This window comes from Granulicatella balaenopterae (assembly GCF_900111135.1).
GTDB classification, from domain to species: Bacteria; Bacillota; Bacilli; order Lactobacillales; family Aerococcaceae; genus Granulicatella; species Granulicatella balaenopterae.
This window is the reverse complement of the sequence record NZ_FOGF01000005.1, coordinates 23,970-48,496: the sequence shown is the minus strand read 5'-3', so window position 1 is coordinate 48,496 and position 24,527 is coordinate 23,970. Positions and strand designations below refer to the sequence as shown.

General features: G+C 35.3%; 21 protein-coding genes and 2 other annotated features. All 21 genes read left to right on the top strand.

The features are described from left to right. The first annotated feature begins 13 nt into the window (after positions 1-13). The 21 genes from murD to coaD all read left to right on the top strand — a co-directional run bounded on the left by murD (position 14) and on the right by coaD (position 24,527). Positions 14-1,378 (top strand): UDP-N-acetylmuramoyl-L-alanine--D-glutamate ligase, encoded by a 1,365-nt coding sequence (murD, locus tag BMX09_RS01975; RefSeq protein WP_089746023.1) that lies wholly within the window; start codon positions 14-16, stop codon positions 1,376-1,378. 16 nt (positions 1,379-1,394) lie between these two features. After that, positions 1,395-2,501 (top strand): undecaprenyldiphospho-muramoylpentapeptide beta-N-acetylglucosaminyltransferase, encoded by a 1,107-nt coding sequence (gene murG / locus BMX09_RS01970; RefSeq protein WP_089746022.1) that lies wholly within the window; start codon positions 1,395-1,397, stop codon positions 2,499-2,501. An 18-nt stretch (positions 2,502-2,519) separates the two neighbouring features. Further along, positions 2,520-3,440 (top strand): cell division protein FtsQ/DivIB, encoded by a 921-nt coding sequence (locus BMX09_RS01965; protein WP_177159493.1) that lies wholly within the window; start codon positions 2,520-2,522, stop codon positions 3,438-3,440. A gap of 139 nt (positions 3,441-3,579) precedes the next feature. After that, positions 3,580-4,926 (top strand): cell division protein FtsA, encoded by a 1,347-nt coding sequence (gene ftsA, locus BMX09_RS01960; protein WP_089746020.1) that lies wholly within the window; start codon positions 3,580-3,582, stop codon positions 4,924-4,926. Positions 4,927-4,962: 36 nt separating this feature from the next. Then, positions 4,963-6,267 (top strand): cell division protein FtsZ, encoded by a 1,305-nt coding sequence (gene ftsZ / locus BMX09_RS01955; protein ID WP_089746019.1) that lies wholly within the window; start codon positions 4,963-4,965, stop codon positions 6,265-6,267. Positions 6,268-6,278: 11 nt separating this feature from the next. Further along, a complete protein-coding gene (locus BMX09_RS01950; protein ID WP_089746018.1) occupies positions 6,279-6,944 on the top strand; it encodes a YggS family pyridoxal phosphate-dependent enzyme in 666 nt (221 codons plus the stop codon). 21 nt (positions 6,945-6,965) lie between these two features. After that, positions 6,966-7,244, top strand: coding sequence for a YggT family protein (locus BMX09_RS01945; RefSeq protein ID WP_245711107.1), 279 nt, complete (start codon positions 6,966-6,968; stop codon positions 7,242-7,244). Between the two features lie 21 nt (positions 7,245-7,265). Then, entirely contained in the window at positions 7,266-8,057 is a 792-nt protein-coding gene (locus BMX09_RS01940) for a YlmH family RNA-binding protein (RefSeq protein ID WP_089746017.1), read from the top strand. Positions 8,058-8,065: 8 nt separating this feature from the next. Next, positions 8,066-8,761, top strand: a complete 696-nt coding sequence (locus tag BMX09_RS01935) for a DivIVA domain-containing protein (RefSeq protein WP_245711106.1) — start codon at positions 8,066-8,068, stop codon at positions 8,759-8,761. Between the two features lie 73 nt (positions 8,762-8,834). After that, positions 8,835-9,057 (top strand) — a binding site (T-box leader). Positions 9,058-9,134: 77 nt separating this feature from the next. Next, positions 9,135-11,927 (top strand): isoleucine--tRNA ligase, encoded by a 2,793-nt coding sequence (ileS, locus tag BMX09_RS01930; RefSeq protein WP_089746016.1) that lies wholly within the window; start codon positions 9,135-9,137, stop codon positions 11,925-11,927. A 100-nt stretch (positions 11,928-12,027) separates the two neighbouring features. After that, positions 12,028-12,261, top strand: a complete 234-nt coding sequence (locus BMX09_RS01925) for a YneF family protein (RefSeq protein ID WP_089746015.1) — start codon at positions 12,028-12,030, stop codon at positions 12,259-12,261. Positions 12,262-12,398: 137 nt separating this feature from the next. Then, complete coding sequence (locus BMX09_RS01920; RefSeq protein ID WP_089746014.1) at positions 12,399-13,028, top strand: lysophospholipid acyltransferase family protein; 630 nt, start codon at positions 12,399-12,401, stop codon at positions 13,026-13,028. A gap of 168 nt (positions 13,029-13,196) precedes the next feature. Beyond that, positions 13,197-13,440, top strand: a binding site (T-box leader). 89 nt (positions 13,441-13,529) lie between these two features. Next, on the top strand, positions 13,530-15,473 hold the full coding sequence (gene thrS / locus BMX09_RS01915) for a threonine--tRNA ligase (protein WP_089746054.1): 1,944 nt from the start codon (positions 13,530-13,532) through the stop codon (positions 15,471-15,473). A 192-nt stretch (positions 15,474-15,665) separates the two neighbouring features. After that, positions 15,666-17,504, top strand: coding sequence for a translational GTPase TypA (gene typA / locus BMX09_RS01910; protein WP_089746013.1), 1,839 nt, complete (start codon positions 15,666-15,668; stop codon positions 17,502-17,504). Positions 17,505-17,640: 136 nt separating this feature from the next. After that, positions 17,641-17,940 (top strand): DUF1507 family protein, encoded by a 300-nt coding sequence (locus BMX09_RS01905; RefSeq protein ID WP_245711105.1) that lies wholly within the window; start codon positions 17,641-17,643, stop codon positions 17,938-17,940. Positions 17,941-17,952: 12 nt separating this feature from the next. Next, positions 17,953-19,137, top strand: a complete 1,185-nt coding sequence (locus tag BMX09_RS01900) for an FtsW/RodA/SpoVE family cell cycle protein (protein ID WP_089746011.1) — start codon at positions 17,953-17,955, stop codon at positions 19,135-19,137. Between the two features lie 24 nt (positions 19,138-19,161). Further along, complete coding sequence (locus BMX09_RS01895) at positions 19,162-22,590, top strand: pyruvate carboxylase (RefSeq protein ID WP_089746010.1); 3,429 nt, start codon at positions 19,162-19,164, stop codon at positions 22,588-22,590. Positions 22,591-22,617: 27 nt separating this feature from the next. Further along, positions 22,618-23,034 (top strand): YlbF family regulator, encoded by a 417-nt coding sequence (locus tag BMX09_RS01890; RefSeq protein WP_089746009.1) that lies wholly within the window; start codon positions 22,618-22,620, stop codon positions 23,032-23,034. A gap of 4 nt (positions 23,035-23,038) precedes the next feature. Beyond that, positions 23,039-23,380 carry a YlbG family protein gene (locus BMX09_RS01885; protein WP_089746008.1) on the top strand — a complete coding sequence of 114 codons (342 nt, stop codon included), beginning with the start codon at positions 23,039-23,041 and terminating at the stop codon, positions 23,378-23,380. Positions 23,381-23,477: 97 nt separating this feature from the next. Continuing rightward, positions 23,478-24,035 carry a 16S rRNA (guanine(966)-N(2))-methyltransferase RsmD gene (gene rsmD / locus BMX09_RS01880; RefSeq protein ID WP_089746007.1) on the top strand — a complete coding sequence of 186 codons (558 nt, stop codon included), beginning with the start codon at positions 23,478-23,480 and terminating at the stop codon, positions 24,033-24,035. A 3-nt stretch (positions 24,036-24,038) separates the two neighbouring features. Beyond that, a complete protein-coding gene (coaD, locus tag BMX09_RS01875; RefSeq protein WP_322787574.1) occupies positions 24,039-24,527 on the top strand; it encodes a pantetheine-phosphate adenylyltransferase in 489 nt (162 codons plus the stop codon).

Sequence of the window (24,527 nt, the reverse complement as noted above, 5' to 3'; positions counted from 1 at the left end):
GGGATTTGAAACGATGAATGAACAAAATGAATATAATAATAAAAAAGTCTTAGTTTTAGGATTAGCAAAAAGTGGTTTAAGCGTGGCTCGATTATTAGTAAAAAAAGGCGCAAAGGTAATTGTTAATGACCAACAGCCACTAGAAACAAATCTACCAGCTCAAGAATTACTTGCAGAGGGTATTGATGTTATTACAGGTCACCATCCAGTTGATGTATTGGATGATTCATTTGATTTTGTCGTTAAAAATCCCGGTATTCCTTATTCAAATAGTATGCTTATAAAAGCAAAAGAATTAGGTTTACCAATCTATACAGAGGTAGAAGTGGCAACACGAATGTTAAAAGGATCAATTGCAGCTATTACAGGTTCAAATGGAAAAACTACTACAACAACTTTAGTTACAGAGATGTTGAAAGAAGAGTTTTCTAACCGTAAAGTGGCAGCAGTTGGTAACATTGGTGTACCATTATCTAGCTTGGTAGAAACTTCAGAAGATTCGGATATTTATGTCACTGAACTATCAAGTTTCCAATTAATGGGAATCGAACAATTTCATCCTAAAGTTGCATGTATCGTTAATATTTTTAGTGCTCATTTAGATTATCATGGCACAAGAGAAGAATACGTTAATGCAAAATTAGCGATTACTAAAAATCAAACGGCAGAAGATTATTTAATTTATAATGCTGATCATGAAGAATTAACGAACTTGGTGTACCAACATTCAAAAGCACAGTTAATTCCATTTAGTCGCATGAAAGAAGTTGAAGACGGTAGTTATGCTGATGAGAGCTATTTATATTACAATAAAGAAGTTGTCATGAGCAAAAAGTTAATCAAAGTTCCCGGTGAACAAAATGTAGAAAATATTCTAGCAGCGATTGCCATTGCTAAGTTATACAATGTAAGTAATCAATCAATCGAAAATGCTGTTAGTAAATTTTATGGTGTCAAACACCGCACCCAATATGTTACAGAAAAAAATGAGCGCAAGTTCTACAATGATTCAAAAGCAACAAATATTGTCGCAACGCAAACAGCTTTACGTAGCTTTAAAGACCAATCGCTCGTCTTAATTGCAGGTGGTCTGGATCGTGGGAATGGCTTTGATGAATTAATTCCAGACTTAACAAATGTGAAAGCAATGGTAACATACGGTGAAACAAAGGATAAACTAATGGTAAGTGCTCAAAAAGCAGCATTACCAACTATTGAAACGGTTGAGAACTTAAAAGAAGCTGTTCAAAAAGCATACCAAATTAGTCAACCGGGAGATATAATTTTATTTTCACCGGCTTGTGCTAGTTGGGATCAATACAAAAATTTTGAAATTCGTGGCGATGAATTTATTGAATCAGTCAATGAATTAAACTAAAAGGGAGGACCATTTAATGAAAATAATGGTATCTGGCGGAGGAACGGGTGGACATATCTATCCTGCTCTATCGTTAATGAAATATATTAAAGAAATTGAACCAACTGCAGAATTTTTATATGTTGGAACCAAAAAAGGACTAGAAAGTAAAATCGTACCTGAAGAGGGTTATGATTTTGCCTCAGTAAGAATCCAAGGACTGAAAAGATCACTATCATTTGAAAACTTTAAAACAGCATTCTTTATGTTGAAAAGTGTTCATGATTCAAAAAAAATAATGAAAGAATTCAAACCAGATGTCGTGATTGGTACAGGGGGATATGTTTGTGCACCAGTCTTATATGCAGCAGCAAAACAAGGCATTCCTACTATGATTCACGAACAAAATAGTGTGGCAGGTCTAACCAATAAATTCCTAGCAAGATACGTTACAAAAATTGCGATTTGCTTTGAAGACGTTAAAAAAGATTTTGCAAAATATAGCGATAAAGTAATTATGACAGGTAATCCTCGTGGACAAGAAGTAGTTAAAACAACCAAAAACCCACAACAACTGCAAGAATTAGGTCTAAATCCTGAAAAACCAATTCTCGTTATTTTTGGTGGAAGTCGTGGTGCCGAAAAAATTAACCAAACAATCGTGGATATCTATCAAGATTTCGCAGATAAACCTTACCAAGTTGTAGCAGTAACTGGTGCAGGACATTATGACAAAATCAACAAATTGATTACAGAACAAGAAAAGTTATTGCCACAAGTACATTTGTTTCCTTATATTAAAGATATGCCTAATTTATTCCAATTTTCAGATGTGGTGGTTTGTCGTAGTGGCGCAACAACTTTAACGGAATTAACAGCACTAGGTTTACCAAGTGTTTTAATTCCAAGTCCATATGTTACCAATAATCATCAACAGCGTAATGCGGAAAGCTTGGTAAATGGGGATGCAGCTTTAATGGTCTTAGAAAAAGATCTAACAAAAGAAAGCTTAATGACAGCAATTAACGAGGTAATGGATCATCCAGCCAAACGTCAAGAAATGACTGACAATGCAAAGAAACTTGGAATCATTGATGCAAATGATCGCTTATTTGGAATTATTCAATCAATTGTAAAAAAATAAACTAAGGAGGAAATGAGGATGTACAAAAATAATAACCAAGATAATCGCAAAAAAAATCCTCATATTGAAAAAACTCCTTGGCAGTTAGCACAAGAAAAAAATCATAAAAATCAACAAGAGACTGCCACAGAACAAATAAAATCACAAAAAACAAATAAAAATAATATCTTTTTCAAATATAATTCATTAAAAAAAGATAAACTAACTAACAATCAAAAAGAAAAACCAATTGAACAGACGAATAATGATCTAGCAAAATTAAAGAGACGCTTTATCCTATTGTTTATCATCTTATTCTTATGGGCAACTTATTTTATTTCGCCACTTGCAAAGGTAAAGGAATATCAATTTGTCGGGACTTGGCAAGTTGATCCAGTGGAGATTTTAAGTAAGGGTGGCTTAGATAATCGTCAAAGTATTTGGTCAGTATTAGCAAAAGAAGAGAAAATCAATCAATCAGTAACTGAGCGTATGCCAAAAGTAAAAGCATTAGAAGTTAGCTTAAAGCTGCCCAATACAATTGTTGTAACTGTTTTAGAGAATCCAGCGATTGCACATTATTTGGAAGATGATTTGCATTTTGAACTATTAGCAGATGGCACAAAGGTTGAGATTCCAGTTGATAATATGGATTTACAGTATCCATTATTAGAAGGCTTTACGGATAAAGACTTAGCAAAAATCGCTAGCCAATTTAGTACGCTATCAGCTGCATTAATCGCTGATATGAAAAAGATTGAACTTGTTAATGAGCCAGGCATTAAGGATCGTCTATTAATTCAAATGAAAGACGGCACACCGGTAATTGGCAATTTAAATACAATTGGTTCAAAAATAATTTATTATCCAAGAATTAAACAAGAAATTGGTCAACAAAAAGGAACCATCGATATGGAAGTGGGGGTATTCTTCACTCCTGAAGTCACAAAAATAAATTAGAAAAATATTTAGTTTTTCATATCTTTTTTACTTATAAACCACAAAATATGGTAATATAAAGAAGTATGGATTATAGTAGATAATCCTTTGAAACTGAATTTTAGCAGATAGTCAAAATAAGGAGGTTGCAATAAAAAAGATGAAAAATCAAGGTATATATGTAAGTTTAGATATTGGAACCACTTCAATTAAAGTAACAGTTGCAGAATATGTAAGAGGACAGTTAAATATTATTGGAGTTGGTAATGAAAAATCAGAAGGTCTAAGTCGAGGAGTGATCGTTGACATAGATGAAACCGTTGAGTCAATTAAAAAAGCGGTCAAACAAGCTGAACAAAAATCAAATATAGCAATTACTGATGTAGTAGTTGGTATTCCTAGTAATCAAATTGCTATCGAACCTTGCCATGGGATGATTGCAGTCTCTAGTGAAAATAATGAAATTACCGATGTAGATGTATATAATGTTATATCAGCAGCAAAAGTTCGTTCAGTAGCTCCTGAAAGAGAAATTATTTCAGTTATTCCTGAAGAGTTTATCGTCGATGGCTTTGATGGGATTAAGGACCCACGTGGAATGATTGGCGTTCGCCTAGAATTATATGCTAGTATGATTACAGGTCCGAAAACAATCGTACATAATATCAAACGTTGTGTCAGCCGTGCAGGTCTAAACATTGAAGAAATGGTGATTCAACCGCTTGCGATTTCGCAAGTTGCCATGACAAAAGGTGAACGTGAATTTGGTACGATTTTAATTGATATGGGAGGTGGCCAAACAAGCGCCTCAGTCATTCACGATGATCAACTAAAATTTTCATATGTTGACCAAGAAGGTGGCGATTTAGTTTCAAAAGATATTTCAGTAGTATTAAATACAAGTTTTGATAATGCTGAACGTATCAAACGTGAATACGGCTATGCTATCAGTGAGCATACTTCATCAGAAGAATTTTTCCCAGTTGAAACAATTGGCAAAAAAGATCCTGTTAAAGTAGATGAACATTACTTATCAGAAATAATTGAAGCTCGTTTAGTCCAAACTTTTGAAAATATTAAACGTGCTTTAGACCGAGTAGAAGCGTTACAATTACCTGGTGGGATAGTAATGACTGGTGGAGCCTCATCAATGGAAGGTGTCGTTGAGTTAGCTGAAGAAATCTTTGGGGTAAATATTAGAACGTATATTCCAGAACAAATTGGTATGCGCAATCCAGTATTTGCAACAAGCATGGGCTTAATCGAATACTCTGCTTCTTTAGATGATGTGGACCGTATCGCCTTACAAGGAAAATTAGCAATGGGACGCTCAAAAGAAGCCCAACAAGTAGTACGTCCAGCTAGTCAACCAACTTATCACTCATCAATCAAACATGTTGAAAAGGAAGTTAGTGAAGTAGCAGAAGCTGTTGAAGAACATATCGAGGAAGGCGCAGAAACGTTATGGGACAAGATTAAGAATTTTATTAAAATGTTTATTGACTAAGAAAAGAATAGAGAATACAAAATAGGAGGAAGTATCATGGATTTTGAATTAGATACAAATTTACAAGGAGCAGTAATTAAAGTAATTGGTGTTGGTGGTGCAGGTAATAATGCCGTAAACCGCATGATTGATGAAGGAGTACAAGGTGTAGAATTTATTGTAGCGAACACAGATACACAAGCATTACGTAGCTCACAAGCAGAAACAAAAATTCAATTAGGACCAAAATTAACAAAAGGTTTAGGAGCTGGCTCATTACCAGATATCGGCTTAAAAGCAGCTGAAGAAAGTGAAGAACAAATCGCAGAAGTATTACGTGGAGCTGATTTAATCTTTGTAACTGCTGGTATGGGTGGCGGAACAGGTACTGGTGCAGCGCCTGTAGTAGCACGTATCGCTAAAGATTTAGGAGCTTTAACAGTAGGTGTTGTAACTCGTCCATTTAGTTTTGAAGGACCAAAACGTGGCCGTTTCGCAGCTGAAGGAGTTGCGAATATGAAAGCTAATGTTGACACATTAGTAACCATCTCTAATAACCGTTTATTAGAAATCGTTGATAAGAAAACTCCAATGTTAGAAGCTTTCCGTGAAGCTGATAATGTATTACGTCAAGGGGTACAAGGTATTTCTGACTTAATTACAGCTCCAGGATATGTTAACTTAGACTTTGCTGACGTTCAAACAGTTATGAAAGATCAAGGTTCAGCATTAATGGGTATTGGTGTAGCTAGCGGTGAAAACCGTACAGTTGAAGCAACTAAGAAAGCTATTTCTTCTCCATTATTAGAAGTATCTATCGATGGCGCAGAACAAATCCTATTAAATATCACAGGTGGATCAGACTTAACATTATTTGAAGCACAAGATGCATCAGATATCGTAGCAGCAGCTTCAACTTCAGAAGTGAATATTATCTTTGGTACATCAATTAATGAAAACTTAGGCGATGAAGTAGTAGTAACAGTTATCGCTACAGGAATTGATGAAGAGAACAAAACCGAAAAAAAGCAAGTAACTAGAGCACCACGCCAAGCGTTCGCTGCTCCAGCTCAAAACCAACAAACAGTAACAACTCCAAGACAAGATTTTACTAACAATCCAACTGTCTTCCAAGAAAAACAACCGGTTAGTCAACCACAACCAGTTGAAGAAAAACGTGGAGAAAGAGATATCTTTGGCGATTGGGATATTAGACGTGATACATCAGTTCGTGAATCTGTAATGAATGAAGAAAGAACTTCTCCATTTGCTACAAAAGAATTCGTTGAAGCTCCAGTAGATTTCAATCAAGATGATGCTTCACTAGAAACACCTCCATTCTTCAGAAAAAGACAACGCTAAAGCGAATCATAATGATAATAACAAATGTGACAACTATCGAACAAACAATTGCCCAAGCTTGCCATGACGCAGCTCGTAGAAGAGAAGATGTTCAAGAAATAGTAGTTACTAAAAAAAGAACGCAAGGTGAAATCCAAGAGATGTATGATCTTGGATTTCGTCATTTTGCCGAAAATAGAGTAGATAAATTATTAATGCGCCAACAAGAATTCCCTCAAGAAGATATTGTATGGCATTTAATAGGACCGCTTCAAAGTCGTAAAGTGAAAGATATTATCAATAAGGTAGAATATTTTCATGCCTTAGATCGACTATCGATTGCAAAAGAAATCAATAAGCGTGCAGAACATTGTGTAAAGTGTTTTCTTGAGGTGAATATCTCAGGAGAAGTGACAAAACATGGCTTTAGCGCTGATGAAGTAGGAGATGTTTTAACGCAATTGCAACAATATGAACATATTGAAGTGATTGGTTTGATGACAATGGCACCATTTGAAGCAACCAAAGAAGAAATTGATTCATATTTTTCGCAATTAAAAGCATTGCGTGATAATATAATGAAAAGTCAAGCCAATTCAAGCTGTAAGTATCTAAGTATGGGGATGAGCAATGATTATCCACTAGCGATTAAAGCCGGCGCTACCCATATTAGAATTGGTACAGCATGGTTCAAATAAGCTGACAAAAGAAAGGGAAATATGATGACACAAGTATTAATGACAATTTATCGATTATGTAATTTAGGAATAGAAATCTATTCAATTATGTTAATGGCCTATGCTTTATTAAGCTGGTTCCCAGGAGCGTATTCATCTGCTCTAGGACAATGGCTAATTAAAATGTGCCAACCATATGTTGACTACTTTGAACGCTTAATTCCATCTTTTGGGGGAGTTAGTTTTTCAGTAGTATTTGCATTATTATTTTTACAATTAGTAGGTAGAGGAATTTATGTAATATTTAGCCTATTGATGTAATTTGAAAAGGTGTGTGAAAGTGTGTCAGAAGAAATATATCAGCATTTCAGAAAAGAAGAACGAGTATTTATTGATTTAGTAGAAAAATGGATGACGGATTGTTTTGAGCAATACTCACCGATTTTAACTAATTTTTTAGATCCAAGGCAACAATTTATTGCTGAATCCGTTCTAGGACAAAATGATGAAATAGCATTTCAATTTGAAGGTGGCTATTTAGCGGCCGAACGTAAAAGATGTCTTATCTATCCTAGTTATTACACTCCAAATTTTGACGATTTTGAGTGTCAGGTAGTAGAGATTTTATATCCGAAAAAGTTTGCGGAATTAGGTCATGGGCGTATTCTAGGAAGTTTAATGGGTCTAGGGCTAGAGCGTGATGTCTTTGGAGATATTATCTCAGATGGTGAACGTTGGCAAATTTTCTATGTAAAAGAGATAAATGATTACTTAAAACAACAATTTGATAAAGTTGGCAATATTAAAGTTCGTTTGGATGAAGCTGATTATACGGATATTATCACACCAAAAGATCAATGGACATTAACAGCTACTACAGTTAGTTCATTGCGCTTAGATACAGTCATTGCATCGATTTTTAATATATCTCGTCAACGTACCAAACAATTAATTGAAGCCAATAAAGTCAAAGTTAATTGGACACTGCAAGAGCGGAGTGATTTCACTTTGGATGTATTGGATATTATTTCCATTAGAGGATTTGGTCGTATTCAAATTAGAAATATTATCGGTAAGACAAAAAAAGATAAAATTAGGCTAGAAATTGGTCTATTAGATAAGAATAAACAATAGAAGGGTTGATGAATAATATGTTAACATCAGTAGACGTTCATAATAAAGATTTTCCAACAAAATTCAAAGGGTATGATCCTGAAGAAGTGAATGATTTCTTGGATGAAGTCATTATTGCAATGGAAGAATTAACAAGACAAAATAAAGACCTAGAAAAACGTGCTAAATTCAATGAAGAAAAGATTGAATATTTTAATTCAATTCAAGAAACATTAAACAAATCAATTATCGTTGCTCAAGAAGCGGCTGATCGTTTAAAAGAAAATGCTCGTAAAGATGCTGAAATTATTATTTTTGAAGCTGAGAAAGCGGCTGATCAAATGTTAAAAAATGCAGCAGATACAGCAACAGATATCAATCGTGAAACAGATAGCTTGAAGAAAGCTACTCGTGTATTCCGTCAAAGATTACAAATCATGGTTCAATCTCAATTAGAAATGATTAAAAATGAAGAATGGGATGAATTATTAAGCCCACAAAGCATTGAAGTTCAAGCTCCAACATTGGATGCTATCTTATCAAAACGTGCTAAAAAAACAGATGCTATTATCTCTGAAGCTGTATCGCCAGTTGTGGCATCAGAAGAATTTGTTGAAGAAATTGCCGATGAAGTAGCTGAAGCGATGGAAGATATTGAAAATGTTGAAGCAACAAGAGAATTGCCAGTAATTGAATTTGAACAAGAAGAAATTACTGAAGAATAAGCACAAATTTAGCTAAAGAAGGTGAAAGTTTTTGAATCCTTCTTGCAATTTTACAAAAAATGTCGTATGATTTTGATAATCGACGAAGAGAACAAGTGGAATTTACTATACATTAAGCGAGCTAACGAATGGTGAAAGGTTAGTATGTCCCTATAAATTCTATATCATCTCGGAGATACTTTTCTGAACAAATAATTAATTAAGATAAGTCGCTTAAATGGCGTTAACAATTTACTTAAGGTATCACCTTTTTTGTGATACGAATTTGGGTGGTACCACGATAACTCGTCCCTTTACCAGGGGAGGAGTTTTTTTATTTGTCAAAAAGTGAAGCAATGTTGTAGTTTATATATTTGAATGGAGGAAATAGTTAATGAAGATGAAAGAAACACTTCAACTAGGTAAAACAGCTTTCCCAATGCGAGGAAATTTACCAGTTAAAGAAATCGACTATCAAAAAGAATGGAATGAAGCTGATGTATATGGAAAACGTCAAGCGTTAAATAATGATAAACCGTCATTTATTTTACACGATGGCCCTCCATATGCGAATGGTGATGTTCACATGGGGCATGCCTTAAACAAAATTTCTAAAGACTTCATTATTCGTAGTAAATCAATGTCAGGATTCCGTGCGCCATATGTTCCTGGTTGGGATACTCATGGATTACCAATTGAACAAGCTTTAGCAAATTCAGAAGGTGTTGACCGCAAACAAATGTCAATTGCCGAGTTCCGTAAATTATGTGAAGAATACGCTTGGAAACAAGTTAAAAACCAACGTGAAGTATTTAAACGTTTAGGTGTAGGAGGAGATTGGGAACACCCATATGTAACATTAGACCCAACTTTTGAAGCAGAACAAATCCGTGTATTTGGTAAAATGGCTGAAAAAGGATTTATCTATAAAGGCTTAAAACCAATTTACTGGTCACCATCAAGTGAATCTTCATTAGCAGAAGCAGAAATCGAATATAAAGATGTTGAATCTCCATCTATTTATGTAGCATTTACTGTTCGTGATGGTAAAGGAATCTTAGATACAGATACAGAATTTGTTATTTGGACAACAACTCCTTGGACTTTACCTTCAAACTTAGGTATCTTCACTCACCCTGATTTTGAATATGTACAAGTACAAGTAGCCGACCGCAAATTTATTATCGCTAAAGAATTAGTAGCAAAAGTAGCAGCCGATTGTAAATGGGAAGACTACGAAATCATGAAAGAATTCCGTGGATCTGACTTTGAATACATGACAGCAACACACCCATTCTATGACCGTGAATCATTAGTCATGAATGCTGATTATGTAACGCTAGAATCAGGTACTGGGTTAGTTCATACTGCTCCAGGACATGGTGAAGATGACTTCTACTTCTCACGTAAATACAAATTAGGTGTACTATCACCAATCGACAATCAAGGACACTTTACTGATGAAGCTCCTGGTTTTGAAGGAATGTTCTATGCTAAAGCTAATAAAGTCGTTCCACAAATGCTAGAAGAAAATGGTAAATTATTAAGCCTATCTTACTTTACACATAGCTACCCACATGACTGGCGTACGAAGAAACCGGTTATTTTCCGTGCAACTCCACAATGGTTTGCCTCAATTGATGGTTTCCGTAAAGAAGCATTAGATATTATTGAAAATGACGTTAAATGGTATCATCCATCAGGCGAACGCCGTATTTACAATATGGTTCGTGACCGTGGTGACTGGGTAATCTCTCGTCAACGTGTATGGGGAGTTCCATTACCAGTATTTTATTCTGAAAAAGGTGAACCAATCATCACACCAGAAACGACTGAACACGTAGCACAATTATTTGCAGAGTTTGGATCAAATGTATGGTTCGAACGTGAAGCAAAAGATTTATTACCTGAAGGGTTCACTCACCCAGACAGCCCTAATGGTATCTTCACAAAAGAAACAGATATCATGGACGTATGGTTTGACTCAGGTAGCTCACATGCTGGTGTATTAGGAACTCGCAAAGATTTATCATTCCCAGCAGATATGTACTTAGAAGGTAGTGACCAATACCGTGGTTGGTTTAACTCAAGCTTAATGACAAGTGTGGCCGTTAATAACGCTGCACCTTATAAAGCAGTCTTATCTCAAGGTTTTGTAATGGACGGCGAAGGTAAGAAAATGAGTAAATCAGTTGGTAATGTCATCGCTCCAGCTAAAGAAATGAAATCAAAAGGTGCTGATATTATTCGTTTATGGGTAAGTTCAGTTGATTATGAATCAGACGTGCGTGTAAGTACTGAAATCCTAAACCAAGTATCTGAATCATACCGTAAAATCCGTAACACAATGCGTTTCATGTTAGCTAACACAACGGACTTTAACCCAGCAGTGAACGCTATTGCATTTGAAGACTTACGCAGTGTTGATCAATATATTTTAGTTAAATTTGACAAATTAGTTCAAACAATTTTAACAGCTTATGAAGAATATCAATTCTCAACAATTTACCAAGGGGTATTAAACTTCTTAACAGTTGACTTATCACAATTCTACCTAGACTTCGCTAAAGATGTCTTATACATTGAAGAAGCAGATGCTTATAATCGTCGTGCTATGCAAACAGTTATCTATGAAATCGTGGTTAAGTTAACAAAATTATTAAACCCAATCTTAGTTCACACAACTGAAGAAATTTGGAAACAACTAGACGAAGCTGAAGAATTTGCACAATTATCAGAATTCCCAACAGCAATGAACTATCCAGAAGCAGACGCTATCTTGGCTAAATGGGACCAATTCCATGAAGTTCGTGATGTAGTACTGAAAGCATTAGAAGAAGCTCGTAACGAAAAAATTATCGGTAAATCATTTGAAGCTAAAGTAACGCTTTACCCAACTCAAGAAGTAGCAGACTTATTTGCAACTATCCAATCAGATATTGCTCAATTATTAATCGTATCTGACTTAGAAGTAGCGCCAGTTGGAACAGCTCACCCTGAAAATGCCCTAGTTGAAAATGGTATTGCAGTAGTTGTTGAACACGCACAAGGCGAAACTTGTCAACGTTGCCGTGCTATTAAAGTTGAAGTAGGAACATTAGAAGATGCACCAACATTATGTAATCGTTGTGCAGCAATCGTACGTGAACACTTCCCAGAAGCATTATTACCAGAAGAAGCAGAATAAAAAATGATTTATCACTATCGATAATGACTTTTCAAACTGACACTTTTCAAGTAAAATAAATTGTACAGTTTTAAAGAGATTGTAGAAGGGAGAGAATGATATGTCTACAGGTTTATGGATTTTTATTGCAGTTCTTGCATTTATTGGTGGAATCGTTGCTGGATTTTTCATCGCTCGTAAATCAATGGTGAAATACTTTGAAGAAAACCCACCAATTGATGAAGATATGCTACGTATGATGATGGCTCAAATGGGTCAAAAACCATCAGAAGCAAAATTACGTCAAATTGCAGCGACTATGAAAGCTCAATCAGCAAAACGTAATAAAAAATAATGACTAATAGAAGGGCTAGGTTTTGCCAAAATTCCTAGCTCTTTTTTTATTTTTTAGACTAAATAGCAAATTTTCTATTGAAAAACTAAGCTTAATCCATCATACTAATATAGAATAAAAAAAGATTGGAGATAGAAATGGTTTATACTATTGTCATACATGTTATAAAATGGTTAATCGTCTTATTAAATGGCTTTGTCCTTGTTGAAGGTAAAGAGAATTTACCGAAAGATAAAGGTTTTGTAATGGTTGCACCACACCGCTCATGGCTTGATCCAGTTGTTATCGGAATTGCAGTCTATCCCTTAAAGATGATTACTATGGCCAAACAAGAATTATTTGAAAATAAAGTATTAGGTTGGTATTTACGCCAAATGGGGGGCTTCCCAGTTAATCGTGAAAAACCAGGACCAAGTGTGATTAAATATCCAGTTAAGCAAATTAAAGAAAATAATAAAGCCTTATTAATTTTCCCAACTGGAACTCGTTATAGCAATGATATGAAGGGTGGTGCTGTTACAATTGCTCGACTGTCAAAAGCACCGATTGTTCCAATTGTTTTCCAAGGACCATTTACCTTTAAAGATATCTTAAAACGCCAAAAAATTACGGTTAAAATTGGCGAGCCGATTGAATTGCCAAAGGGACGTCTATCAAAAGAACAAATTGCTGAGATTGATCACGAAATTGTTGAAACGTTTGACCGCATTGATAAAGAAATTAATCCAGATTTCGTCTATCATATCCCAGAACGCAAAAAGAAATAAAGTAGTTTGAGTTGGTATATACGCCAACTCAATTTTTTTATTATCAAACTGTGAAAATAACTACAAAATAAATGGAATTTCCAACAAAAAATTATAAAATTAGAATATTACAAGAATATCGCTTGCATTTCTCTTTAAAAGCGGTATAATAACTAATGAATTAAATACTTTAAATTAATGAGAAAGACATGAAACTTATTGATTGTTTGATAGAGAGAAGCGGGTTGGTGGAACGCTTTAGACAAGGTAAGATTTTACCACTTTCGAATGCTTCTTGGAAAGCCTTGCTAGCTGCTATGTGCGATTATAAGAAGCCGTTATACGCGTTATGTAACTTAAGTGCTTGAGCATACTTGGAAAAAGTTTTGTTCAAGTTAATTTGGGTGGAACCACGAATAGTATCGTCCCATATCTGGTCTAGTGAACTCTAGGCTAGATATGGGATTTTTTGTTTTTTTAAAGTATCATTTTGAGAGAAGAAAGGTGGAAAATATAATGTCAATGATTAAAGTGACATTTCCTGATGGAGCAGTAAAAGAATTTGAATCAGGAATTACAGTAAAAGAAATCGCAGAAGGTATCAGTAAAAGTCTTGCTAAAAAAGCTTTAGCAGGTAAATTCAATGGAGAATTAGTAGATTTAACAAAACCATTAACAGAAGATGGTGCAATTGAAATCGTAACCCCTGATCATGAAGATGGGTTAAGTGTATTACGTCACTCATCAGCTCACTTATTAGCTCATGCGTTAACTCGTTTATACCCAGAAATCAAATTCGGTGTAGGACCAGCAATCGAAACAGGCTTCTACTATGATACTGATATGCCTAACCAATTAACAGAAGAAGCATTACCAGCCGTTGAAGCAGAAATGATGAAAATCGTTAAAGAAAATCATCCAATCGTTCGTCGTGAAGTAACTCGTGCTGAGGCTTTAGAAATCTTTGCTAATGATCCATATAAAGTAGAATTAATCACAGATTTACCAGAAGACGAAATCATTACCGTATACCAACAAGATGAATTCATTGACTTATGTCGTGGCGTACACGTACCATCAACTGGACGTATCCAAGTATTCAAATTATTATCATTAGCTGGTGCTTACTGGAGAGGTAACTCAGACAACAAAATGATGCAACGTGTATACGGAACAGCATTCTTCAACAAAAAAGACTTAAAAGAATTCCTAAAAATGCGTGAAGAAGCTAAAGAACGTGACCACCGTAAATTAGGTAAAGAATTAGACTTATTCATGGTGAACCAAGAAGTAGGCTCAGGCTTACCATTCTGGTTACCAAAAGGTGCTACAATCCGTCGTACAATCGAACGTTATATTACCGATAAAGAAATTAGCTTAGGCTACCAACACGTTTACACACCAGTTATGGCTGATGTGAACCTATACAAAACTTCAGGACACTGGGCTCACTATAAAGACGATATGTTCCCACCAATGGATATGGGTGATGGCGAAATGTTAGTATTACGTCCAATGAACTGCCCACACCACATGAAAGTATATCAAAATGATGTACACAGTTACCGTGAATTACCAATCCGTATCGCAGAATTAGGTATGATGCACCGTTACGAAAAATCAGGTGCATTATCAGGTTTACAACGTGTACGTGAAATGACTCTTAACGATGCTCACGTATTTGTACGTCCTGACCAAATTAAAGATGAATTCAAACGTATCTTGGATTTAATCCAAGAAGTATACGCTGACTTCAACATTACTGACTACCGTTACCGTTTAAGCTATCGTGACCCAGAAGATACAGAAAAATACTTCGATGATGACGATATGTGGAACAAAGCTGAAACAATGCTTAAAGAAGCTATGGATGAAATGGGATTAGACTATTTTGAAGCAATTGGAGAAGCGGCCTTCTACGGTCCAAAATTAGATGTCCAATTCAAAACAGCAATGGGCTTAGAAGAAACAATGTCTACAATCCAATTAGACTTCTTATTACCAGAACGTTTTGACTTAACATATGTTGGTGAGGATGGCGAAAACAATCACCGTCCAGTTGTTATTCACCGTGGTGTTGTATCTACATCAGAACGTTTCACTGCTTACTTAATTGAAGAATACAAAGGAGCTTTCCCAACATGGTTAGCACCAGTACAAGCAACACTAATTCCAGTAAGTATTGAACATCACTATGAAAAAGCGAAAGAATTAAAAGAGCACTTACAACGTTTAGGCATGCGTATTGAATTAGATGATCGTAACGAAAAAATGGGTTATAAGATTCGTGCATCTCAAACACAAAAAATCCCTTATCAATTAGTAATTGGGGATAAAGAAGTTGAAGAAGGTACAGTAACCGTTCGTCGTTATGGTTCTAAAGAAATGGTAACAATGACAATTGACGAATATGTAGCACGCATCCAAAAAGAATTAGCAAACTTTAGCCGTCCAATTGAAGACTAATTTAGCTATATTTCTTCTAAATAACTAAAAGTAAAAAGTATCGTGGTAGAATAAATTTCTATCTCGATACTTTTTTGATTGCTAAAAGGCCATATATGTTGTATAATAATCTAGTTGAAATGTAAGTAACACGAAAGCCTTTCCAAAAAAAGAGCTTTCTTCTGTAATCAGATTTGGAGGAAAAAAATTATTATGAATAAAAGAAATGACATCCGTAACGTCGCTATCATCGCTCACGTTGACCACGGTAAAACAACTCTAGTAGATGAATTATTAAAACAATCTTCTACATTAGATGAGCGTACGGAATTAGATGAGCGTGCAATGGACTCAAATGATATTGAGCGTGAACGTGGAATCACTATCTTAGCTAAAAATACAGCCGTAAACTATAAAGGAACACATATTAATATTATGGACACACCAGGACACGCGGACTTCGGTGGAGAAGTAGAACGTATTATGAAAATGGTTGATGGTGTAGTATTAGTAGTTGATGCTTATGAAGGTACAATGCCACAAACACGTTTTGTATTGAAAAAAGCATTAGACCAAAAATTAACTCCAATCGTTGTAGTTAACAAAATTGACCGTGACGCTGCTCGTCCTGAAGAAGTAGTCGATGAAGTATTAGAATTATTCATCGAATTAGGTGCAGATGACGAACAATTAGAATTCCCAGTAGTATACGCATCAGCATTAAATGGTACATCAAGTAAATCTGATAACCCAGCTGATCAAGAAGAAACAATGGACCATATCTTAGATACAATTGTAGAGCATATTCCAGCTCCAGTAGATAACTCAGATGAACCTTTACAATTCCAAGTATCATTATTAGACTATAATGACTATGTAGGACGTATCGGTATTGGCCGTATCTTCCGTGGAACTATGAAAGTCGGCGACCAAGTAACATTAATGAAACTTGACGGCACTCAAAAGAATTTCCGTGTCACTAAATTATTCGGTTTCTTAGGATTGAACCGTATTGAAATTAATGAAGCTAAAGCGGGGGACTTAATTGCCGTATCTGGTATGGAAGATATCTTCGTTGGTGAAACAGTAGCACCAATCGAAAATCCAGAAGCGCTACCAGTATTACATATTGACGAACCAACTTTACAAATGACATTCTTAACAAATAACTCACCATTTGCAGGACGCGAAGGTAAATACGTAACAGCTCGTAAGATTGAAGAACGTTTATTACGTGAATTACAAACAGACGTATCATTAAAAGTAGAACCAACTGACTCACCTGATGCATGGACTGTATCTGGTCGTGGTGAATTACACTTATCTATCTTAATTGAAAATATGCGTCGTGAAGGTTATGAATTACAAGTATCACGTCCAGAAGTTATCATTCGTGAAATCGATGGCGTTAAATGCGAACCATTTGAACGTGTACAAATCGATACTCCTGAAGAATACATGGGATCAATCATTGAATCATTAAGTAACCGTAAAGGTGAAATGCAAGATATGATTCATACTGGTAATGGCCAAGTTCGTATTATCTTCTTAGCTCCAGCTCGCGGATTAATTGGATATACAACAGAATTCTTATCAATGACTCGTGGATACGGAATCATGAACCACACATTCGATCAATACATGCCATACGTAGCAGCAAACATTGGTGGCCGTCATAATGGGGCTTTAGTTTCAACTGAGACTGGTAAAGCAACTACATACGGTATCATGGGTGTTGAAGACCGTGGAACAATCTTTATTGAACCAGGTGTTGAAATTTATGAAGGTATGGTCGTAGGTGAAAACTCACGTGATAACGATATCGCTGTGAATATCACTAAAGCTAAACAACAAACTAACGTGCGTTCTTCTAACAAAGACCAAACAAACGTTATTAAAACACCAAGAAAATTATCATTAGAAGAATCATTAGAATTCTTATCAGATGATGAATACTGTGAAATCACGCCAGAAACAATTCGTTTAAGAAAACAAATCTTAAACAAAGGTGAACGTGAAAAAGCAGCAAAACGTAAACGTGTTGCAGAATAATTAATAGATACCATTTAAGCTAAGTAGTCCTCGTGATTACTTAGTTTTTTTGATGAATTGGTTCAAAAAAATCATTTACGAATTCTTTTTATGATATAATGTACATTAGATAGGTATGGCTAAAGGAGGAATTTTCGTGGATGATATAGCAATCGACATTTTAAATAATAATGCTGAAAAGATTTTTAAGTTAATTGATAGTCAGAAGACTCATTTATGCTTAGCGCAATGTCCGGCATTTGAAGAAATTATCGATACACAATTATTTGGTTTTTCAAAACAAGTAGAATTTGCGATTGAAATAGGCATTCTTCAAGAAAATGAGGGGCACCAAATGATGTCAAAATTAGAGCGTGCATTAAATGATGTATGCACTCAGGTATATAATGAAATGTATCAATCAAATAAAATAAAAACCCGCCCACTAAAAAAATAAGGGGGAATTTTCTTGATTAGTCAAGATATTAAAAAAAGAATAAAAAATTTATCATTCGCACAAATAGTAGAAGATATTAGAAGTTTAGATATGTGGATTTTGTGTTCGTATATTGCCTTATCATTATTTGGTTTGGTAATGGTATATAGTGCTAGTACGTATTATGCGCTAGCCCAAACAGGTTCTTCAGAAACCTATTTAATAAAGCAGATTATTTTTATTATCTTAGGAGTTAGCGCTTTAGGATTAGTAATTTATTTTGGTGATAGGATTTTAAAAAGTGAAAAATGGATGATTGGGTTTGGGATTATTCAATTGGCTCTATTAGTCATTGTATTATTTACTGAAGAAAGAAATGGAGCTAGAAGTTGGATTAATGTTGGAGGATTTAATATTCAACCATCAGAAATTGCTAAGTTGTATATTATTTGGATTAGTTCATATGTCTATTCTGAATTAAAAGAAGAACAAGATATTGTTCGTTATATAAGGATTCCAGTAGGGGTAACTTTAGTAGTATTAGCATTTGTTATGATGCAGCCAGATATGGGGACGGCAATGATTATCGCTTTAATTGCTTTAGGACTCTTTGTATCGACTGGTTTTTATAAATATGGTATGCCGGTATTAACGGGGGTATTAGCTTTAGGATATTTATTCACCTATTTACCAAAGTCCTTCTTAAGTAAATTACCAATTGCCGGTTATCAAATCAATCGTCTAGTATCATTTCATAATCCATGGGAAGATCGTACCGTTACTGGATGGCAGTCTATTCAAGGATTAATTGGCTTGGCTCGTGGTGGTTGGACGGGTAATGGGATTGGTAATTCCATTCAAAAGACAGGCTCTTTACCAGAAGCGCATACTGATTTTATTTTAGCGATTGTTGGTGAAGAATTAGGTTTTATTTGGATAATTGTGATTATAACGATTTTGTATGCTTTTATTTTAAGGATTTTTTATAAAGGGATGCAAGCTAAATCATTATTTTCAAAATATATTTGTATGGGTGTTGGGTTGATGTTTTTAATTCAATCTAGCATCAATATTGCCGCCTTATTAGGTTTAGCGCCTATTACAGGGGTACCACTGCCATTTATTAGTTATGGTGGTTCAAGTTATATTGTTTCAAGTGTGGCGGTTGCATTAGTCTTATATGCGATTGAATCAGATAAACGTATGAAAATACAATAAAAATAAGAGGAGTTTAGTCGGTTTATGAAAAAAATATTAGTTGCCAATCGTGGAGAGATTGCTATTAGGGTGTTCCGAGCTGCTTCAGAATTAGGAATGGAAACAGTTGGGATTTTTGCGAAAGAGGATGAACAATCACTACATCGTTATAAAGCCGATGAAGCTTATTTAGTTGGGGAAGGCAAAAAGCCGATTGATGCTTATTTAGACATTGATGATATTATCCGTATTGCCAAAATGTCAGGGGCGGATGCGATTCACCCAGGTTATGGATTTTTATCAGAGAACATTGAATTTGCCAAGAAATGTCTTGATAATGAGTTAACTTTTATTGGACCAGATTTAAAACATTTGGATATTTTGGGCGATAAGTTAAAAGCTAAGGATGCTGCCTTAAAAGCAGGTTTACAATCAATTCCAGGAACAGAAGATGTAGTAGCTTCAGTTGATGAGATTTATGCATTTGGGGAAGAATATGGCTATCCAATTATGATTAAAGCTGCTTTAGGTGGTGGCGGTCGTGGAATGCGTGTTGTTCGCTCTAAAGATGAAGTAGAAGAAAGTTACAAACGTGCATCCGGTGAAGCCATTAAAGCTTTTGGTGCGGGAGAATGTTATGTCGAGAAGTATATTGAAGACCCGCAACATATTGAAGTGCAAATCTTGGGTGATACACATGGGAATGTCGTCCATTTATTTGAGCGTGATTGTTCAGTACAAAGACGTCACCAGAAAGTTATTGAAGTGGCACCATGCGTTTCATTATCGGAAGACATGCGTCAAAAAATTTGTTTGGCAGCCCGTGACTTTATGCAAGAGATTGGTTATGTTAATGCCGGTACAGTAGAATTTTTATTAGATAAAGATAAATTTTATTTTATTGAGGTCAACCCTCGTATACAAGTTGAACATACCATTAGTGAATTAATTACAGGTATTGATATTGTGCAAGCTCAATTACAAATCGCACAAGGAATGGATTTACACAAAGATATTAATATTCCAAAACAAGTTGATTTAACGTATAGTGGGGCAGCCATTCAATGCCGTATTACGACAGAAGACCCATTAAATAACTTCTTGCCAGATACAGGAAAGATTAATACCTACCGCTCACCAGGTGGATTTGGGATTCGTTTGGATGCTGGGAATGCTTTCCAAGGTAATGTTGTAACGCCACACTTTGACTCATTATTAGTTAAGGTTTGTACTTATGGACGTGACTTTGAACAAGCAGTGGTGGTGATGCAACGTGCTTTACGTGAGTTCCGTATTCGTGGTGTTAAAACGAATATTCCATTTATGAAGAATGTGGTAAATCATCCATTATTCTTAACGGGTGAAGCAAAAACAACCTTTATTGATAATAGTCCGGAGTTATTTGAATTCCCACAAGAAAAAAATAGAGGTAATAAATTAATGCGTTACATTTCTGAGATTACGATTAATGGTTTCCCAGGAATTGATACAAACGAAAAGCACAAATACCAAACAATTGAAGTACCAAGCTTTAAAGAAAAAATACAAATACCAACCACTGCTAAAAACATTCTAGATACAAAAGGTGCATTGGGTGTTAATGATTGGGTAAAATCACAAGAAAAAGTATTGCTAACAGATACAACTTTTCGTGATGCCCATCAAAGTTTATTTGCAACTCGTATGCGATCTAATGATTTAATTACAGGAGCAAAACTATATGAACAAGCATTACCTGAATTATTTTCAGCAGAAGTCTGGGGTGGGGCAACATTTGATACAGCTTATCGCTTTTTAACTGAAGACCCATGGGAACGCTTGGAAGAAATGCGCAAAGCAATGCCAAATACTTTACTACAGATGTTATTACGTGGCTCAAATGCAGTCGGCTACCAAAACTATCCAGATAATGTGATTCGTGAATTTATTAAAGAATCAGCTAAGACAGGTGTGGATGTGTTCCGTATTTTTGATAGTTTGAACTGGTTACCACAAATGGAATTAAGTATTGATGCAGTTCGTGAAGCAGGTAAAATTGCAGAAGCAGCGATTTGTTATACGGGTGATATTCTAGATCCAATGCGTCAAAAATATAGCTTAAATTACTATAAAACCTTAGCGCAAGACTTAGAAAAAGCCGGTGCAACAATCATTGGCGTGAAAGATATGGCAGGCCTTTTAAAACCAGAAGCCGCTTATCAATTAATTTCTACATTAAAAGAAGCAGTGGACTTACCAATTCACTTACATACGCATGATACAAGTGGTAATGGCTTAATGACTTACAAACGTGCCATGGATGCTGGTGTTGATATTGTCGATTGCGCTATTAGCTCAATGGCAGGTGGTACATCACAACCTAGCATGGAATCATTCTATTATGCGACAAGTGGTTTAGAACGCCAACCATCCTTAACTATCGACCGTGTACGTAAAGTGAATCATTATTGGGCAGATGTCCGCAAACAATATGATATGTTCGATAAAGGCCAAAAATCTCCATCAACAGCTGTATATCAACATGAAATGCCTGGTGGACAATATACGAACTTACAACAACAAGCTAAAGCAGTTGGGTTAGGTGATTCATTTGAAGATGTTGAAGTAATGTATCATACCGTTAATAATTTATTCGGTGATATTATTAAAGTAACACCATCATCAAAAGTAGTTGGTGATATGACATTATTTATGTTACAAAATGGGTTAGATGAAAAATCTTTATTTGAAAAAGGAAAAGACTTAGACTTCCCACAATCAGTTATTAAGTTCTTCAAAGGTGATTTAGGACAACCAGTTGGCGGATTCCCAAAAGAATTACAACAACTAGTCTTAAAAGGTGAAGAGTTTATTACTGATCGCCCAGGCTTACATGCTGCACCAGTTAACTTTGATGAAGTAAGAGCTGAATTAGAAGAGATGATGGGGCATAAAGCTAGTGATAAAGATGTTTTAAGTTATATCTTATATCCAAAAGTGTTTACCGAATATTTAGAAAAATATAAAGAATTTGGTGTGGTTACTCAATTAGATACACCAACCTTCTTCCATGGTATGGAGACTGGCGAAAAGATTGAAATCGTCTATGCACCAGGAAAATCAATTGCAATTCGCCTAGTTCAAATTGGTGAACCAGATTCAGAAGGTAATCGCATTATGTTCTACCGCTTTAATGGCCAAGGACGAGAAATCGTTGTCAAAGACCGCAGCGTAAAAGTTAATACCGTCGAACATAAAAAAGCCGACCCAAGTAATGCAGGACATGTTGGCGCAACAATGCCAGGTTCAGTCTTACAATTGGCTGTTAAAGTTGGCGAAAAAGTTGAAAAAGGCCAAGCAATTATTGTTACTGAAGCCATGAAGATGGAAACAACCATCAATGCGCCAATCTCAGGTATTGTATCGCATATCTTAGTGGAAGAAGGCGACCAAATTCAAAGTAAAGATTTGTTAATAGAAATAAGCGAAGGATAGTATATAGTTTTTTAGGAGAGATTTAGGATGGATTTTCAACAAGAATTAGCAATAAGTGAGCAAACACATCGTTTAGCTACTACAATCAGAAATAGTCATTATTATGATGCATATGAAGAAGCTAAACAGCAGTATGATTCCGATCAACGTTTACAATCAGATATTGCTAGATTTGTTGATATGCGTGATTATGTGTTACGATTAGGACAATATGATAAGACATCTGATTTTTATCATAAAGAAAAGTTAAAATTAGTACGAGAAAAGCGCCGTATTGATGTTCAAAAGACGGTTTATGAATTTCATGTAGCTGAAACTAATTTACAAACATTACTTGATTTAGTAGCTACAAAGGTTGCTAATGAAGTATCAGAATCAATAAAAGTAGACATGGGCAATCCATTATTACATACAGGTTGCGAATGCCCATCACATAGGAGTTAACAATATGGAGCAAACAGAAAGACAAGCAATCATTATTTGGCTATATACGTTAAAACAATTAAAGCAATTACGCAAATTTGGTAATGTAACGTATGTATCTAAAAAGATGAAGTATGTTTACTTATATGTCGATAAAGCCGATGCTGAAGATATTATGGCAAAGCTAGATCGTTTACATTTTGTGCGTTCAGTAGAATTATCACAACGTCCAAGTGTACGCATGGATTTCACAAAAATTTTACCAGAATTACGTGAAGAATATGCTTTAGAAAAAAGTAAACAAAAACAACTAATAGCCTCAAATAATGAACAAGCAACACAAGAAGTAACCAAAGAGCAAGACTAACAATGAGGCTGGATTCGTCCGGCCTTATTTTGTTGAAAAGAATAAATCAAAAGAACGCCAGCTTTTTAAAGTCAGTTCGTTCAGTAAGGGGAATAATATGCGAGTAGTATCAGGAGAATACAGAGGAAGAAATCTAAGAGCAGTACCAGGGAATAATACAAGACCTACAACCGATAAAATTAAGGAATCATTATTTAATATCATTGGACCTTATTTTGATGGTGGAGTGATGCTTGATATGTATGCAGGATCAGGTGGTATTGCGATTGAAGCCGTATCACGTGGAATGGACCATGCCTTTCTATGCGAAAAAAATCGCCAAGCACTACAAACAATTAAACAAAATATTGACATCACAAAAGAAGAAGAGCGCTTTACAGTGATACCTGGGAATGTTAAAGCCAATCTAGCACGATTAAGTACCATGAAAGATTTTGAACCGATCTCATTAGTCTTTTTAGATCCACCATATCGTTTACAAGAGATTTCAAAAGACATTGAAAAGTTACTATCACTGAACTTATTAGCTGAAGATTGTATTATCGTAGCTGAAGTTGATAAAGAAATGGAACTACCATCAGAAATTGGTGAATTTATCTTACAACGACGCGTCGAATACGGCATTACAGCCATTCACGTATACGAAAAGGAGTAGAGAATGATGAAGCAAGTAGCTTTATATGCTGGCAGTTTTGACCCAATTACAAATGGTCATATTGATATTATTGAAAGAACTGCGACATTATTTGATGAAGTGATTATTGCGATTTCTTATAATACAACAAAGAATAATTTGTTTAACCAACAAGAACGTATGCAACTAGCGAAAGATTGCCTAGCTCATTTAGATAATGTTTGTGTGATTGAACATACAGGTGGATTGACGGTTGATTTAGCAGAACAATTAGGCGCTACCGTCTTAGTTCGTGGTATCCGCAATACGGTAGATTTTGAATATGAATCAAATATCGCCACGTTAAATAAGACGCAAAACGATAAAATTGAAACCATTATCTTCCTAGCAAATGAACAATACCGCTTTGTTAGTTCTAGTATGATTAAAGAAATTGCCCAATTTGGTGGTGTGATAACGCAATTTGTACCGGAACTTGTTGAACAAGCCATAAAAGCCAAATTCCAACTATAA